Origin of the sequence: Dulcicalothrix desertica PCC 7102, assembly GCF_003991905.1 — a bacterium.
GTDB classification, from domain to species: Bacteria; Cyanobacteriota; Cyanobacteriia; order Cyanobacteriales; family Nostocaceae; genus Dulcicalothrix; species Dulcicalothrix desertica.
In genome coordinates this window covers 1-15,366 of sequence record NZ_RSCL01000022.1, presented here as the reverse complement: position 1 = coordinate 15,366, position 15,366 = coordinate 1, and the positions used below count along the sequence as shown (strand labels likewise).

The 15,366-nt window shown below is 39.6% G+C and carries 12 protein-coding genes; 9 read left to right on the top strand and 3 right to left on the bottom strand.

What is annotated here, in order from left to right:
- Window positions 1–133: 133 nt before the first annotated feature.
- The 3 genes from DSM106972_RS36450 to DSM106972_RS36440 all read left to right on the top strand — a co-directional run bounded on the left by DSM106972_RS36450 (window position 134) and on the right by DSM106972_RS36440 (window position 1,929).
- Entirely contained in the window at window positions 134–1,054 is a 921-nt protein-coding gene (locus DSM106972_RS36450) for a coiled-coil domain-containing protein (RefSeq protein ID WP_127085275.1), read from the top strand.
- Window positions 1,055–1,240: 186 nt separating this feature from the next.
- On the top strand, window positions 1,241–1,561 hold the full coding sequence (locus DSM106972_RS36445) for a hypothetical protein (RefSeq protein ID WP_127085274.1): 321 nt from the start codon (window positions 1,241–1,243) through the stop codon (window positions 1,559–1,561).
- Window positions 1,480–1,929: an HNH endonuclease gene (locus DSM106972_RS36440; protein WP_127085273.1), complete on the top strand. Its 450-nt coding sequence runs from the start codon at window positions 1,480–1,482 to the stop codon at window positions 1,927–1,929. The genes DSM106972_RS36445 and DSM106972_RS36440 overlap by 82 nt, the downstream gene beginning before the upstream one ends.
- A gap of 156 nt (window positions 1,930–2,085) precedes the next feature.
- On the opposite strand, the gene DSM106972_RS36435 is transcribed toward DSM106972_RS36440, so the two are convergent.
- A complete protein-coding gene (locus tag DSM106972_RS36435) occupies window positions 2,086–3,735 on the bottom strand; it encodes an ABC1 kinase family protein (RefSeq protein WP_127085272.1) in 1,650 nt (549 codons plus the stop codon).
- Window positions 3,736–4,021: 286 nt separating this feature from the next.
- Window positions 4,022–5,086 (bottom strand): mannose-1-phosphate guanylyltransferase, encoded by a 1,065-nt coding sequence (locus DSM106972_RS36430; RefSeq protein ID WP_127085271.1) that lies wholly within the window; start codon window positions 5,084–5,086, stop codon window positions 4,022–4,024.
- Between the two features lie 166 nt (window positions 5,087–5,252).
- Between DSM106972_RS36430 and DSM106972_RS36425 the strand changes: the two genes are divergently transcribed.
- The 5 genes from DSM106972_RS36425 (at window position 5,253) to murJ (ending at window position 11,428) form a co-directional block, all read left to right on the top strand.
- The gene (locus tag DSM106972_RS36425) at window positions 5,253–6,713 is read left to right on the top strand and encodes an LCP family protein (protein ID WP_127085270.1); all 1,461 of its coding nucleotides are present in this window, start codon (window positions 5,253–5,255) and stop codon (window positions 6,711–6,713) included.
- 269 nt (window positions 6,714–6,982) lie between these two features.
- Entirely contained in the window at window positions 6,983–8,203 is a 1,221-nt protein-coding gene (locus DSM106972_RS36420) for a PDC sensor domain-containing protein (RefSeq protein ID WP_127085269.1), read from the top strand.
- A 33-nt stretch (window positions 8,204–8,236) separates the two neighbouring features.
- Window positions 8,237–9,166, top strand: a complete 930-nt coding sequence (locus DSM106972_RS36415; RefSeq protein ID WP_325052252.1) for a sensor histidine kinase — start codon at window positions 8,237–8,239, stop codon at window positions 9,164–9,166.
- Between the two features lie 44 nt (window positions 9,167–9,210).
- Window positions 9,211–9,717 carry a pentapeptide repeat-containing protein gene (locus DSM106972_RS36410; RefSeq protein ID WP_127085267.1) on the top strand — a complete coding sequence of 169 codons (507 nt, stop codon included), beginning with the start codon at window positions 9,211–9,213 and terminating at the stop codon, window positions 9,715–9,717.
- 88 nt (window positions 9,718–9,805) lie between these two features.
- The gene (gene murJ, locus DSM106972_RS36405) at window positions 9,806–11,428 is read left to right on the top strand and encodes a murein biosynthesis integral membrane protein MurJ (protein WP_127085266.1); all 1,623 of its coding nucleotides are present in this window, start codon (window positions 9,806–9,808) and stop codon (window positions 11,426–11,428) included.
- 459 nt (window positions 11,429–11,887) lie between these two features.
- On the opposite strand, the gene DSM106972_RS36400 is transcribed toward murJ, so the two are convergent.
- The gene (locus DSM106972_RS36400; protein WP_186538686.1) at window positions 11,888–13,945 is read right to left on the bottom strand and encodes a TonB-dependent receptor plug domain-containing protein; all 2,058 of its coding nucleotides are present in this window, start codon (window positions 13,943–13,945) and stop codon (window positions 11,888–11,890) included.
- 608 nt (window positions 13,946–14,553) lie between these two features.
- On the opposite strand from DSM106972_RS36400, the gene purN reads away from it, so the two are divergent.
- Window positions 14,554–15,201, top strand: coding sequence for a phosphoribosylglycinamide formyltransferase (gene purN, locus DSM106972_RS36395; RefSeq protein ID WP_127085264.1), 648 nt, complete (start codon window positions 14,554–14,556; stop codon window positions 15,199–15,201).
- Window positions 15,202–15,366 lie beyond the last annotated feature (165 nt).

Sequence of the window (15,366 nt, the reverse complement as noted above, 5' to 3'; positions counted from 1 at the left end):
ACAAAGACGTTATAAATATATACAATACGATAGAGGAATATTTCAGACGAAGTAGCCCTATTAAAGCCAAGACTGAGCAATATCAGGCAAAAATTTGCTCGCATATAGTTTAATTTTGCTAGAGGATAAGGACATGACAGATTTCTTAAAAAGTTTAGAGCAAGAGTTAGCTAGCTATCGCGTAAAATTTAAAGAATCATCGGAGGCTTTGAACGATTTAGCTAAAATTCAAACTGATTTTGAAGGATTATCACAAAAGTATAAAGAAATACAAATAGAACATAAAAAACTGAGTGAATTTGTTGAACAATCACGCGCGACTGCAATAGAATTACAAGACCAATCAAAAGATGCAATCAAACAAGTAAATTTAGCGAACGAGCATATTCACGAAGAATTTACTAATTTACAACATGAAATTGTAGAAAACTTTACTCAATTTCAGAAAGAATTAAACCAGCAGTTTAAAAAGTCTGAGTATGAATTACGTCAAGTGTCAGTAGACATAAAAAACGAATCGGAAATAGCAGTTAAACAAGTAACCCACAGTAACGAAGCAGTTCAACAAGAATTTATTGCTTTAAAGCATGAAATACTAGAGAACTTTACGCAATTCCAACAAGAATTAAACCAGCACGTTGAAAATTTAAGTAACCAATCGCATCAAAATATAATTAACATTCAAAACGATGTTAAAACCGAATCAAAACGTCATCAAGAAGAACTTGAAGCCAAACTTGAGCAGCGTATAGAAGATGTGACTAATAGCCAAAAACAAATACAGCAATCTTTAAACCGTCTCGAATCAGAACTTAATAATACAAAAGCTTCAATTAATGAAGTAAAACAAAATACAGTACTGCAACTAGAACACCTTCCAAACCGTCTTGCCACAATAGATGAGTATCAAGCGCAAACAAATCAAAAGTTACTTTTTATTGGTGTGGGAAGTTTACTCGCAATTTTATTAGCATTTGTGTCCTTATTTATGCCACAAAGAAATAACACAACATCTCCACAATCTCAATCTTTGCAACGGATAGAACGGATGTAACGGACTCTGTGTAGAGACGCGATTATTAAGAGCGGGACACTGCGCTCTGCGTCTCTACGTGCCTCTGTAGTAAAAAATAACTATTACCACGGAGACGTAGAGCGCACAAAGATAAGACTACAATCTATTGAAATATATAAGCTATAATCATTCATACACAAATAAACGTCTGTGTAGGGTAAAAAAATGACGACTCAGCTCATGATGCAGCCATCGTCCTTCATCCGTTCTGGAGTTCGGATGAATCAATTAGGAGATGTTTACATTTTCAAATTTACAGATGATTTGCAAGCACGGTTTGAGGAGCTTTTAAATCAAAATAAGAAAGATTTGCTAACTCCGCAAGAAAGAGCAGAGCTTGACGGCATATCTGAACTGTCGCGAATTTTTACCTTAATTAATGCTCAATTAGCAGCGCAAGCAAAATGGTGTCCACTGCAACTCGAAAGTTTGTCCGACGACGAGCCAGATGTCTCTGCGAATATTGCCACTCTCCCGAATATCTAAGCCCAGACCGTTTTACTATCGACCATATTCTGCCTCAATCTTTAGGTGGTTTAAACGACGAAGATAACTTGGCATTGGCTTGTCACCGTTGTAATGAGCGTCACTACAATTTTACGACTGGTATTGACCCAGAAACAAAGCAAAGTGTGCCATTATTCAATCCACGTCAATGTACCTGGGCAGAACATTTTATTTGGACAACTGATGGTTTGAGGATTATAGGTGTAACTGCGATTGGACGCGCAACATGTACCAAATTTGACTTTAATGATGACAATCATGATGATGGAGCAATTTTAGATGCGCGCTCGTTTTGGATACAAGGTGGCTGGCACCCACCAGATAATGACCCACGTCAACCTGTATAGATTTATTAGGAATTGCATCGGGGTACTACGTCTAAATACAATTATTCTCTGTGAACTCTGTGCCTCTGTGGTAAAGAAGAACTATTACCACGGAGACGCAGAGCGTACAGAGTAGAGACACGTAAACCGGAGGTTTTCCCGCAGGGATTAATCTTATTATTTCCTATTTCCAGCGCGCAATGTACTATAAACAAGCCATAAACCTAATAAACTAGCAACAGCGAATAAAATATTATTTAGTAGTGATAGTTGTACGGTTTGTGCTTTTGTGGAAATAATTGCGGCGCCCATTATCAGCGAACCTACGAGGATACTTAATGAGAGGCGATTGGCTGAATCGTCCATTGTGCGACGTAAGCCATCTAATCCACGTAAAGAGATATTCCACTGTAAGGTTTCTGATGTTACTCGGTCTAATAGTGATTCTATTTGACGCGGTGATTGGAGAGAGAGACTTTTCAGGTCAAGCGCTGTACGTAACAACGAACGGAATGGACTGTCTCCTAGTAATTGGCGCCTAAATAAGTCTGTAAGTAACGGTTTGATTTCATCGAAAAAGTTGAGTTCAGGGTTAAAGCCACGTGCAACACCTTCTAAGTTCGCGAGGGTTTTGGCGTATAAACCCATGTTTGTCGGTAAGCGAATTTTATTATTGCGCGCTACCTGAAGAATTTCGTAAATAATTTGTGAAAAGTTAATTTGGGCGACGTTCAGATTATGATACTTCCGTAACATCCGGTCATAATCGCTTTCTAATCGCGACAAAATTACTGGCTGAGTTGAGTCAGCTAGTTGTAATGTTAACTGCGCGCATCTTTGTGCATCTAAGTCAACTGTCGCAAGTAACATTTCTGTAAGAATTTGCTGAGTGCGGGGATCAAGGCGCCCAACCATGCCACAATCTAAAATGGCAACTCGACCATCTCGCAAATAAAACAAATTTCCAGGGTGGGGATCAGCGTGGAAAAAGCCATCTATATATAGCTGTTGAAAAAATGCCCGGAATAATAAAGTTGTTATTTCTTTACGTTCAACAGTAGGGTCTTTGCCGTTGTTATAGTCGGCGCCAATTTTTGCACTGAGTATAGGAACTCCATCGAGCCATTCCATCACCATTAACTTGGGTGATGTCACATCCCAGTGAATCTCGGCAATTACAAGTTTTGTAGGGTCGAACCACTTACTTTTTGACAAATTGCGACGTAGTTCGTCGGTAAAGCTAGCTTCGCGAGTAAAATCAAGTTCTGCTTCCAGAGCTTTACAAAATTCCTCTGCTATAGATTTAATTTCGTAGTTTTGTCCAAATTCAGTGCGTGCAACCAAATCGGCAATACCCTGTATTAAAGCAATATCTTGGGCGACAGTAATATCAATACCTGGGCGTTGAACTTTCATTGCCACTTCGCGACCGTCAATAAGAGTCGCACGGTGTGTTTGAGCAATTGAACCAGCAGCAACTGGAACGGGGTTTATATATTTAAATGTCTCTTCAAGAGGACGTTTTAATTGCTTACGGATAAGTATTTCAATTTCTGACCAGGCAACTGGTGGAACTTCGTCTTGTAGGGTTGAGAGTTCTTCAATGTAGGAAGCTCCCAAAATGTCAGGACGAGTTGACATTAGTTGACCGAGTTTTACGTAAACGGGTCCTAGGTCTACAAGAATTTTCTTCAATACGGCAGGTGTCGGAAGTTGCGGGTCTTCTGGTTTGCCTCCGGTTAGCAGGCGCCGCATGTAGTCCCAACCATTACGGAGGAGAACTTCGACTATTTCGCGTTGACGAGGAACGGTTTGCGTAATAAACATAAATAGAAGAGTTAGGAGTTAGGAGTTAGGAGTTAGGAGTGCTGAGTGCTGAGTGCTGAGTGCTGAGTGCTGAGTCTTACTCATAACTCATTACTTATGGCTCCGCGCATCTTAACTTTTAACTTCTCAAGATAGTTAAGTTATACTAAAAAAAGGTATATTCTGCCTCTGCCAACAGTTTTAAAAGTTCTAAATATTAAGTGCTAAGTATAAAGTGCTGAGTGCTGAGTTGTAACTCCAAACTCACTCAGCACTCAGCACTCAGCACTCATCACTCACAACTAAATTAGAGTAACTCTTTAAATTTAGAATCACTTTTCAAAGTTTTGAGGACTTCTTTGATTTCTTGAGTACGGTCTTTTTTGGCAATAAGGGTAGCATTTCCATCACGTACTATAACTACATCCTCAAGTCCGATTGTAACAATTACATCATCCGGATTCGATGCATAAACAACGGCGCCTTTTGTATCTAATCCTACATGAGTAGCCAGTTCGACATTCTTATTATCTTCTTTTTTAAGAAGTCGTTCGATAGCATTCCAGTCACCAAGGTCATCCCAACCAAATTCTACTGGTAATACATATGCTAGACCTGTCTTTTCCATTAAAGCGTAGTCTATACTCTTTTTAGGCAGTTTGGGGTAGACATCTGTCCCATTTTTTTCTAAAGGTTCGATAATTTCGGGAGCATACGCACGTAGTTCTTTAAGGACAACACCAGCCCTAAAAATAAACATGCCACTGTTCCAACTAAAACGACCCGTAGATAAAAATGTTTCAGCAGTTTCACGATTAGGCTTTTCAGTAAAGCGGTTAACATGATAAGCTGGCAAGTCATCAAAGATACCACTTTTTTCGCCTTGTTCAATGTATCCATAACCAGTTGAGGGGAACGTAGGCTTGATCCCCAACGTCACAATGGCATCTGTGGTTGCTGCTAGTTGGGAAGCTGCACTTATAGTGTCTACAAACACTGATTGGTCAGCAATCCAGTGGTCTGCTGGAAAAAAGCCAATTATCGCGTCCTGACCGTAGCGACGAGCTATTTCTAAACTAGTCCATGCAACTGCCGCTGCTGTGTCTCTTCCCTCTGGTTCAACAAGTAAATTATCGGATGGTAGTTCTGTTAACTGGTCGCGAACACCCTGCGCGATCAAACTAGAAGTAATAACCCACAAGTTTTCCCAACCAGAAGCTAAACCAAGCAGTCGGTCGGCAGTAGCTTGTAAAAGACTTCGGTCAGTACCATCGAGACACAAAAATTGCTTTGGTCGGTTGAGACGACTCAAAGGCCAAAAACGCTCACCTTTACCACCAGCAAGGATTACAGGAAAAAATGCGTTAGTCATATATTAGAAAACCTAAATTTAAAACATTACAAGTGTGTACTGGAAGCCCGGACACTGGCAAGTTTAAAAGCTTGCATTAACATAGCCTTAAGGGAGTGGCCACAGAAGTAAACTGGGGTTTTTCCCAGTTAAACGTAAATGGCGTTGGTTGAGTGGGGAGATATTTGTGGTTAAACAAGTAGAACGTAAAGATAATCAAGATACAGATTGGTCAGAGAATCAAGAGGCACCATCAAACTCAGAAGAATCCCTTAATTACGGGACTGTAAATTATTCAGATAATAGTACCGCAAATCCGGGTAGGACGCACGGTTCTATTCCTAGCCAGCTTTATCAACGGCTCGGTCTCTCAATGCCGCGCTGGTTATTCTGGATACTTTCTATTGCTGTCGGGATGACCTTATCTGGGTTAATGGTGTCAGCACTTGCGCTATGGACTCCATTATGGAGCAGTGTTGACCGTGCTGATGATGAGTTACAACTGTCTGGTAAAGAAGGGGAAAAAACGCAGTTACCAGCAGATTTGTGGAGCAATATTTCACAATATAAACTCATTCGTCCAATGAATATCCTGGTAATGGGAATTGAGCCAGTACCGGGTACCGTTGATGGTTCACCAGAAAGTTTTGCGGGTAAAAGCGACACAATGCTGCTAATTCGGTTAAACCCCGAAGATAAAAGTATGCGTGTACTGTCAATTCCCAGAGATACAATGATTTCAATTCCTGAAAAGGGTTTGAACAAAGTATCGCAAGCAAACGCTCAAGGTGGGCCTGTACTATCCAACCGGGTAATTAGCCGAACTCTAAATAATGCTCCTATCGACCGTTATATTCGGATTTCCACGAGCGGTTTGCGTCAGCTAGTAGATCAACTAGGGGGAGTCGAAGTATTTGTTCCCCAAGCAATGAACTACAAAGACACTTCCACCCGCTTCTCAATTAACTTGGTTAAAGGTTGGCAAAACCTTAACGGTGAACAAGCTGAACAGTTCGCGCGCTTCCGTGAAACCAATAGTGGAGATTTACCGCGTGTTCAACGTCAGCAAGCGCTATTAATGGCTATGCGCGAAAAACTATCGAGTCCGACAGTTGTAACTCGCTTACCGCAACTTATCCGCGTCATGCGAAAGTACTTCGACACCAACTTAAAGCTAGAAGAAATGATGGCACTCGTCAACTTCTCTTCTAACTTAGAGCGCGATAATTTTCAAATGACGATTTTGCCCGGTATTTTTAGCCGTCTCAGTGCTGACCCTAACAGCTACTGGATTGACTTAACCGGACAAGTTAAGCTGTTGAACGATTATGCAGGTGTTGGAATTGCAGGAATGCGTCCTTTGGTAAGACCTTTACCGAACCTAAAAGTTGCTATTCAAAATGCTTCAAATAAGCCTGGTGTAACCGAAAAAGTTATTAATACTCTCAAACAAAAAGGTTTTGCTAAAGCTTACGCATCCACAGACTGGTCAGACACCCAGCGCGAAACACAAATAATTGTCCAAAGAGGTGACCGCGAGCTTGGCGAACAAGTTCAAAAAGCTCTTGGTCTAGGTCATGTGGAAGTAGCTGCTACAGGTGACCTTGAATCTGATATTACAATTCGCGTCGGTAAGGATTGGAAATAAAAAATAGTTTCAGAATTTTGTACAGACGTTGCATGTAACGTCTGTACCATAAATAAAAAATATCTCCCTCCGAATAAAAATTGGAGGGATTTTTTTGACTATAAATTTCTGATTTAATCGAATACTTTATCTTCAAAAATATTGATAATTATCAAAATATAGCCATTTATAGCTAAATAACTTCAATATCAGTATATACCTTTATGGTGTTAGATATAGCAAAATCCTGGGCACAATATCTTTAAAAGAAATTTTAAATTTTATGTTATATGCCTAGTTACGATTTTGCATTGAAGAAAAAATCTACATATACTATCGGCGCCAAGCTATTTTTATATGTATTAAGCGGCGCCTTATTTGGGCTAGGTGGTATGTCTTATTTCTTCTACCGAACTTTAGAAAATAGAGCTAGAGATGAAATTCGAGGTAGTTTAAATACGCAAGTTAGAGCAATTGAAGCACAGCTATCGGAAGCTGAACGAGGTTTGCGAATGTCAAGTGCAGCAGTTGAAACTAAGGTTGACAGTGGAGTTCGCGATATTAATACATATAAACAACTCGCTTTCAATTTTTTCCAAAATCGCCCTTCCATTGCAATGGGTTATGGGTTAAGTCAAGAACCTTTCCAGTTTCTAGCAGACCGTAAATTATTTCTACCATACTATTTTGTTGACCAAAAAACCCCTGAACAAATTGGAGAAGCTTTATCGGCGCCTAATCTTGGTATTCGTTACGTAGACGTTGCCTCACTTGAAGATTACACTCAGCAAGATTATGTGAGACTGCCTGTAACTTTGAAAAAAGCAGTTTTAACAGAACCCTTTCCCTGGCATGGAATCACAATGTCCACCTTTGTAGTTCCAATTATCAATGACCGTAATCAAGTAATCGGCACAACAGCATTTGATATCAGTGTTACGGCTTTAAGCACAAAAGTCCAAACTTCTGTCATCAAAGATAATGGCTACTTCGTGATTTTAAGCGAAAAAGGAAAATTGCTCGCTTATCCCCCAAATCCTCAAAAAGCCACAAACTTAAAAAGTTATACCGATATTCCCAAACTCAAAACCCTATGGCAACAAATTCAGCACTCTCAAGCTGGATTAATACTTCGAGATGGTGATTATTGGGTGTACCAGCGTATTAAAGGTGCAAATTGGCTAATGCTCGCTGTCGTTCCTCAATCGGTTGTATTACTTCCTGTACTATTTATTACAGTTGGAGGCGCCGTCGGTGCTGGTATTGTACTAGCTTTTGTAGTTGCTTTATTTGTTCGACAACTTAATCGTCGTTTGCATCCAATTCTCGAAGAGTGCAAAAAATTAGCACAAGCTGATAGCGAGCGATTACAACGATTAAATCAAAGTACAGAAGCTATTGAAAATCAACATTACAAAGACTCAAGCTTTCAAACAGGAGATGAGATTTCTATTTTAGAGCAATCGTTTCGCCAAATGACAGCCCAGCTACAGCTATCTTTTGAAGAATAAGAAGCAGAAGTTTTTGCACGTATTAAAACTCATTTGCAGCTAAGATACTTAACCAAAAACTTAGAGCAACAAGTTACCCAAAGAACTAAAGAATTGCAATCTTCTCAAATGCAGCTTATACAAAGTGAGAAAATGTCAGCTTTAGGAAATTTAGTTGCTGGTGTTGCTCATGAAATTAATAATCCTATTGGCTTTGTACATGGAAATGTGAATCATATTGAAGGATATAGTAAAGATTTGTTAGGTTTAATTAAATTGTATCAACAATGTTTTCCCCAACCAGGAAAAGAGATTGAAGCAGAAACTGAAGCTATTGATTTAGAATATTTACAAGAAGATTTACCAAAATTAATAAACTCAACTCAAGAAGGAATTAAACGTATTCGCAATATTAGCACTAGTCTTCGTACTTTCTCGCGTGCGGATAGCGAGCATCCAACTGAGTTTAATATTCATGATGGCTTAGATAGTACAATTTTAATTCTCAAACATCGTTTGAAAGCAGACGAAAATCGCCCTGTTATTGAAGTGATTTGTAATTATGGTAGTATCCCACAAGTTGAGTGTTATGCAGGACAGCTTAACCAAGTTTTTATGAATTTGCTCGCAAATGCTATCGATGCTTTGGAGGAATCAAATCGAGGCAAGAGTTTTGAAGATATTCAAGCAAATCCAAATATAATTACAATTATAACCGAATTTAGTCAAGATAATTATTCAGCTATTATCCGAATTATAGATAATGGTATTGGAATGTCAGATGAAGTTAAAGGCAAGGTGTTTGACCATTTATTTACCACTAAAGCTGTTGGGAAAGGGACAGGGTTAGGTTTGGCTATCGCACGTCAAATTATTGTTGAGAAACATCATGGTAGTATCGATATAAATTCAACTGAAGGGGAAGGTACGGAGTTTGTTATTACAATCCCTGTGAGAAACCGGGTTTCTTTTGATATCTTATAATGAACATGATGATTTTTCTTAGAAACCCGGTTTCTTTCGAGCTTATGAAAAAAATATTGCGTAGTGTTGTCACTTTAATAACTATACTTACTTTGGCATGTTTACTAGTAATGTTTAATGCCAAGCCAGGATATGCTCAAATTAATACAATCAACTATAACAACGCCAGTTTAGAGAATCGTGATTTCTCTAATACTGATTTAGTAGGTGTAAATTTTGTAGCAGCAGAAATGCGTGGCACCAATTTCAAAGGCGCCAACTTAACCAATGCGATGTTCACCAAAGGCGTAATGCTCAAAGCCAACTTAGAAGGTGCTAACCTCACAGGCGCCTTAGTAGACCGCGTTACCCTTGATAATGCCAATCTTAGAAACGCCATATTCACTGATGCAACACTAACTCGCAGTCGCTTATTCGATGCCGATATTACAGGCGCCGACTTTAGCAATGCTCTTATCGACCGCTACCAAGTTAGCCTGATGTGTACACGCGCGGACGGTGTTAACCCAGTGACTGGTGTCGCAACAAGAGATAGTTTAGGTTGTAAATAATTGATTAAAATTTGCCTGACAGAATAGTCACTTTCATGTTAAATGTTCAACAGATAAGCGCCCTCACCTGAAGATTCGGGTATTATTTGTGTCACAAGAACAAAAAAAAGTAACTCGCTCCCTGGCTGGTATCGCTGGTATTGTAGCTGCTGCTACCATTATTAGCAAAGTTGTAGGTTTAGCGCGCCAAGTCGCTATTGGCGCCGCGTTTGGTACAGACGCAATTGCTGAAGCCTATAACTTCGCTTATATCGTCCCCGGATTTCTACTGATTTTACTGGGTGGTATCAACGGTCCGTTTTACAGCGCAATTGTTAGTGTTTTAGCGAAGCGGAAGAAAGAAGAAGCTGCACCCTTGGTGGAAACGATGACCACGCTTGTTGGTGTCGTGCTTTTAGCAGTCACAATTTTGCTGGTAGTTTTTGCTGGAAACCTGATTGATTTAACAACACCTGGTTTAGACCAACGTCCTGATGGAGAATTAATTAAAGCAATTGCCACCCGACAACTTCAAATTATGGCGCCGATGGCAGTGCTAGCGGGGTTAATTGGTATTGGTTTTGGTACTCTTAACGTTGCCAATCAATATTGGTTGCCTTCGATTAGTCCTTTACTATCGAGTATTACGGTCGTCATTGCCGTTGCATTTCTAGGATTGCAGTTAGGAAAAAATATTTACGCCGCAGAAAATGTTATATACAGTGGGGCAATTTTAGCGGTTGGTACAACTGCAGGCGCCATATTACAATGGGCAGTTCAACTTGTCGCACAAGCGCGCATTGGCATGGGTGGTTTGCGACTGCGGTTTGACTTTAACCAACCAGGTGTGAGGGAGATAATGAAAATTATGCTTCCGGCAACCTTTTCCTCTGGAATGCTTTATATTAATTGGCAGATTAATTCTATATTTGCTTCTTATATTCGTGGCGCCGCTTCAGGATTGAACTACGCCAATTTACTTGTTCAAACACCTCTAGGAGTAATTTCTAATATTGTATTAGTTCCATTGCTACCTATATTTTCTCGTCTGACTGATCCACAAGACTGGGGTGAATTAAAGCAGCGCATCCGTCAAGGACTAATTCTTTCGGCATTTACAATGTTGCCTTTGGGCGCCCTAATGATTGCTTTATCCCAACCAATAGTAACTTTAGTATATAAACGAGGAGCATTCGACCAAAAAGCTGCTGATTTAGTTGCTTCACTGCTGGTTGCTTATGGTGTCGGGATGTTCGTTTACCTTGGACGAGATGTTTTAGTACGAGTGTTTTATGCTTTGGGTGATGGAAATACGCCGTTTCGCATTAGCTTGTTTAATATTGTCCTAAATGTCGTTCTTGATTTGATTTTCATTCAATCATTTGGCGCCCCTGGTTTAGTACTAGCAACCGTAGGAGTAAACTTAAGTTCTACTTTAATGCTTTTATACTTACTCGACCGCAAAATTGGTGGTTTACCGTGGATCGAGTGGAGTTTGCCTATTTTAGGATTAACTGCTGCGAGTGTTGCAGGTGGAATTTCTAGCTTTGCCACATTACAGCTTGTGGAACGGTTTTTAGTTGGTAACGAAAATCTACTGCTTTTACTAATAAAACTTTCTGTTGCAGGACTTGCAGGGTTAATAGTGTTTGGCGCCATTACTGCTGTGATGCGAATACACGAAATCAACAGCTTTACTGTAAAAATGCGACAAAAAATATTAAAAAGGTAATTCAAATATTGATCCCCCCTAACCCCCTTAATAAAGGGGAGCTTAGTTTCTTGTGGAATGGGCATCCTTGCCCGTTCCTCTCATACTACGTTGTCTGTAGCTTTCGTTACATCTGCTGTTGTTTCGGCTGGAATTGCTTCTGCTGACAGTTAGGAAATCGCAATTCAGCTTTATTGACTTTAGGTGCGGAATCTGCTATGAGCAAAAATATTGTTTTGTTCGGAGATGTAAAATACGCAATTGATGCATACAAAAGAGGTTCTGGCGATGCATTAAGTATCCAGGCTGGCGTAGGATACCGCTTCTAAGTAGTCAATGATAATGCCTTGAATTAATATTTTTTTGCTTAGGGTAGATATTTAATTATCTGCCCTTTTTTTATTTCAACTTGTTAATTGTGAATGTGGGGGCGGGCAGGGATGCCCGCTCCACAAGATTAGCTGTTTTACAAGATTAATTTTAGATGGTGGAGGTTAGACCTACACGGAAGGTGAAACCGGGACTGTAGATACGATTTACTTTTTCGTATTGTTCTCCTAGTAAGTTTTCTAGGTAAAATGTTAAGCCTAAGTTTGATGTTACTGGTATGCGGGTGCTGAGGTCTAGGTTGAAGTAAGAAGGTACAAAATCTGTGTTTCTGTCTCCTGGCGCCGCGAATAATGCTCGACGGGCGCCGCTGTTGTAGGTAGCATATAAGTTAGCTTGCCAGCCATTTTTTTCGTATCCAACACCTGCTTGAAGTAATGAGTAGGGTATTAAGCCTAACTGTAAACCTCTATCTGCTCCTGTTTTAACTTGGGCATCTGTATAGGTGTAGTTTACAAAAGTTGACCAATCACGCGCGACTTTCATGCGTAGTGCAGCTTCAAAACCATTGGTGTCAACTAAGCCAATATTCTGCCATTGTCCTTGAATGACGCTAAGGGTATTGTCGATACTGCTGCCAAAATAAGTAAATTGCCCGATTATATCTTTGGTAATGTTAATATCTATGCCAGCAGTCCAAGATGTGCCTGTTTCTGGTTCTAAATTGGCGTTTGGCAACCAACCATGTACTGTGTCGTATGTGTATAGTTGGTCTAGACCTGGGTTACGCTGTCCATAAGCTAAACTACCACGTACAGCGAGATTTGGTGTGATGGCATATCGCAATCCTCCGCTTGGATTAAAGTAGCTCCCAAACTCTGAGTCAAAGCTTTGTCGTAATCCTAAATCGAATAAAAGATTATCACTAATATTAAAAGTGTTAACGGCAAATAGTGCTGTATTCAATAAACTTCTATCTTCGGTTTCGTTTAAAGCTATTCGACTTGGTAGTGTACTGTCGGCAAGACTATTTAAGTCGGTGTTTTTTATATCTAAACCCCAACGAAGTTGATTGTTTGAGGTGACTTGCCAATCATGTTCTATTCTACCTGTAAATTGTTGTGTGTCTAATGTTCCTGTGCGGTAAAATGTTCCTGTTGGTCCGTAGGTATTAAAATAATCTCGGTTGTATCCAAATGTAGTGGTTAGGTTAGAACCTTTTGCTAGTTCTGATTTCCATGATAAACCAATGTTTAATCCATCATGGTCTAATCTATCTCGCTGTAATGGAAAACCAAAATATACTAGACCGCGACGACTACTTAGTACTTTTACGTCTAAGTTAACGGTGTTTTTTTTATCTAAGTCTAGGGCAAGATTACCAAAGTAAGTACTTGTCGCTGTATCGGCGTTAAATAAATTACCGCTTGCGTCTCTATTTGCGGCGCCTACAGGTACTTTATAACGGTTGTCTATAAACAACCGTTCAAAGCTTAGATTATATCTAACGTTTTCGGTACCACCGCTATAACTTGTTTGTTGGTTGTTTAAATTCAATGAACCAAATTCTGTAGAAGCATTAAATCTGGGGGTGGTATTGCCTTGCTTTGTAATGATATTAACGACTCCACCAAAACCAGAAGAACCATATAATGATGTTGCTGTTCCGCTGTATAGTTCTACTCGGTCTATTGCTTCAACTGGAATGCTATTTAAATCTGTGGCGCCATGAGAAGTATTGACATTAGTATCAACTCTTCTACCGTTAATCAAAATCACTGTTTGATTTAGTGTAGCGCCTCGGTAATATGTTCCTGTATGAATGTCAGCGCCGTGTCCAACGTTGTTAATGACAAATCCAGGCATTCTCTTCAAGATATCCGCAACACTTGTGGCGCCTTGTTTCTGGATTTCTTCTTTTTCAATGACGTAAGTTGGTGTAGATTGAGGGAGTGTGTCTTTTTCTCCAATTGCTTCTATATCTATATCCGAATCGTCTTGTTGGGTGTTTTCAGACGATGGTTGTTCTGGTTTTGATTCTTCTTGGACTTGATTATTTGTAGGTTGTTGAGTTAAGAACTTCGCTTCTTGTGATGGTAACTTGATTTCATTTAGATTGAGAATATCTTGCTGATTAGTGTCAGCAGCAAATGCTGGTAATCCTATCAATAGACTTAATAAAGCGATTTTGTATAAATATAAATTTTGCACTCTAATCTCCTAATTTATAGGTTAATTTCTTTATTTGTTAACTTAGTGTACTAGGTACGGTTCATTTTTTATAAACCACAAAGGCACAAAGAACACAAAGAAGAATTTATTTTAATACTGTAATTTGTCAAATTTATCCCCCCAACCTCCCGCGAATTCGGGGGGCTAGAAATCTACTAAGTTCTATCCTTATTAAAGGAGCTATAAATTTAATTTATTTATTCCCCCTTCTTTATTAAGGGGGGGCTAGGGGGATTATATATGCAATACTGTTAAAAAACATTATCGTTATGAACACATAATGTCAAGCTTTTAGATGCAAAATAATATACTTTCTTGACATATCTAATATGACAATACGTCAAACTTTCTCTTTTTTTAGTATGACGCAATGTCATATTTAAGTTTATTAAGTAAATCAGAAATTATTCCTAAATAGCTTGATATATTAGTGCTAAAGTTATACAATAGCTAATCAAAAAACTAGCACCTAACACAACTCGTTCCTGTCGCCGCCTTCTCTAAAGTTTTCTCTGTGTCAAGAGCGTCTCTGTGGTAAAAAGCTCTTTATACTACCACAGAGACACAAAGAACACAGAGAGGAAATTATGGTGTCCTACTCAACTGCTATGACGACAAATAGTTTGATTTCTCCCAGTATTACCAGCATTTTACCTGGTGGCGCCTTTTGTAGACTGGGAATTTTAGCTTCGGGTAGCGGCAGTAACTTTGAAGCAGTTGCCCAGGCAATAAAAAATGGACAACTCAACGCCCAAATTCAGGTTTTAATTTACAATAACCCAGATGCATACGCAGCAGTGCGTGCTGAAAATTGGGATATTCCAGCAGTACTGTTAAATCACCGTGACTACAAAAGTCGCGAAGATTTTGATGCGGAAATTGTACGCACTCTACAAAAGTATAATGTTGAATGGGTTGTAATGGCTGGTTGGATGCGAATTGTTACTCAAGTACTAATTCAGGCGTACACTGACAAAATTATAAATATTCATCCCAGCTTACTACCCAGCTTTAAAGGTGCCAGTGCCATCGAACAAGCTTTAGCAAGCGGCGTTAAAATAGCTGGCTGTACAGTACACATAGTACGCTTACAAGTTGACGATGGACCCATTTTGATGCAGGCAGCAGTACCTATCTTGCCAGACGATACAACCGAAACGCTTCATCAACGAATTCAAATTGAAGAACATCGAATCCTCCCTGCTGCAATATCCCTTGCTATAAAAGCGGAGTAACTCCAAGCGCAAGTCTGTAAGGGCGGGTCTGTAAGGGCGGGTTAACCCAAAACTTCCGCGATCATTAACATATCTGTAAACCCGCCCCCTCGCCCCAACAAAAAACTTCCGCGATCATTAACATATCTGTAAACCCGCCCCCTCGCCCCAACAAAAAACTTCCGC

Excerpts from the sequence above, each read along its gene's own strand:
- DSM106972_RS36450 (WP_127085275.1), top strand. The coding sequence starts at position 134 with ATGACAGATTTCTTAAAAAGTTTAGAGCAAGAGTTAGCTAGCTATCGC.
- DSM106972_RS36445 (WP_127085274.1), top strand. The coding sequence starts at position 1,241 with ATGACGACTCAGCTCATGATGCAGCCATCGTCCTTCATCCGTTCTGGA.
- DSM106972_RS36440 (WP_127085273.1), top strand. The coding sequence starts at position 1,480 with ATGGTGTCCACTGCAACTCGAAAGTTTGTCCGACGACGAGCCAGATGT.
- DSM106972_RS36435 (WP_127085272.1), bottom strand. The coding sequence starts at position 3,735 with ATGTTTATTACGCAAACCGTTCCTCGTCAACGCGAAATAGTCGAAGTT.
- DSM106972_RS36430 (WP_127085271.1), bottom strand. The coding sequence starts at position 5,086 with ATGACTAACGCATTTTTTCCTGTAATCCTTGCTGGTGGTAAAGGTGAG.
- DSM106972_RS36420 (WP_127085269.1), top strand. The coding sequence starts at position 6,983 with ATGCCTAGTTACGATTTTGCATTGAAGAAAAAATCTACATATACTATC.
- DSM106972_RS36410 (WP_127085267.1), top strand. The coding sequence starts at position 9,211 with ATGAAAAAAATATTGCGTAGTGTTGTCACTTTAATAACTATACTTACT.
- purN (WP_127085264.1), top strand. The coding sequence starts at position 14,554 with ATGGTGTCCTACTCAACTGCTATGACGACAAATAGTTTGATTTCTCCC.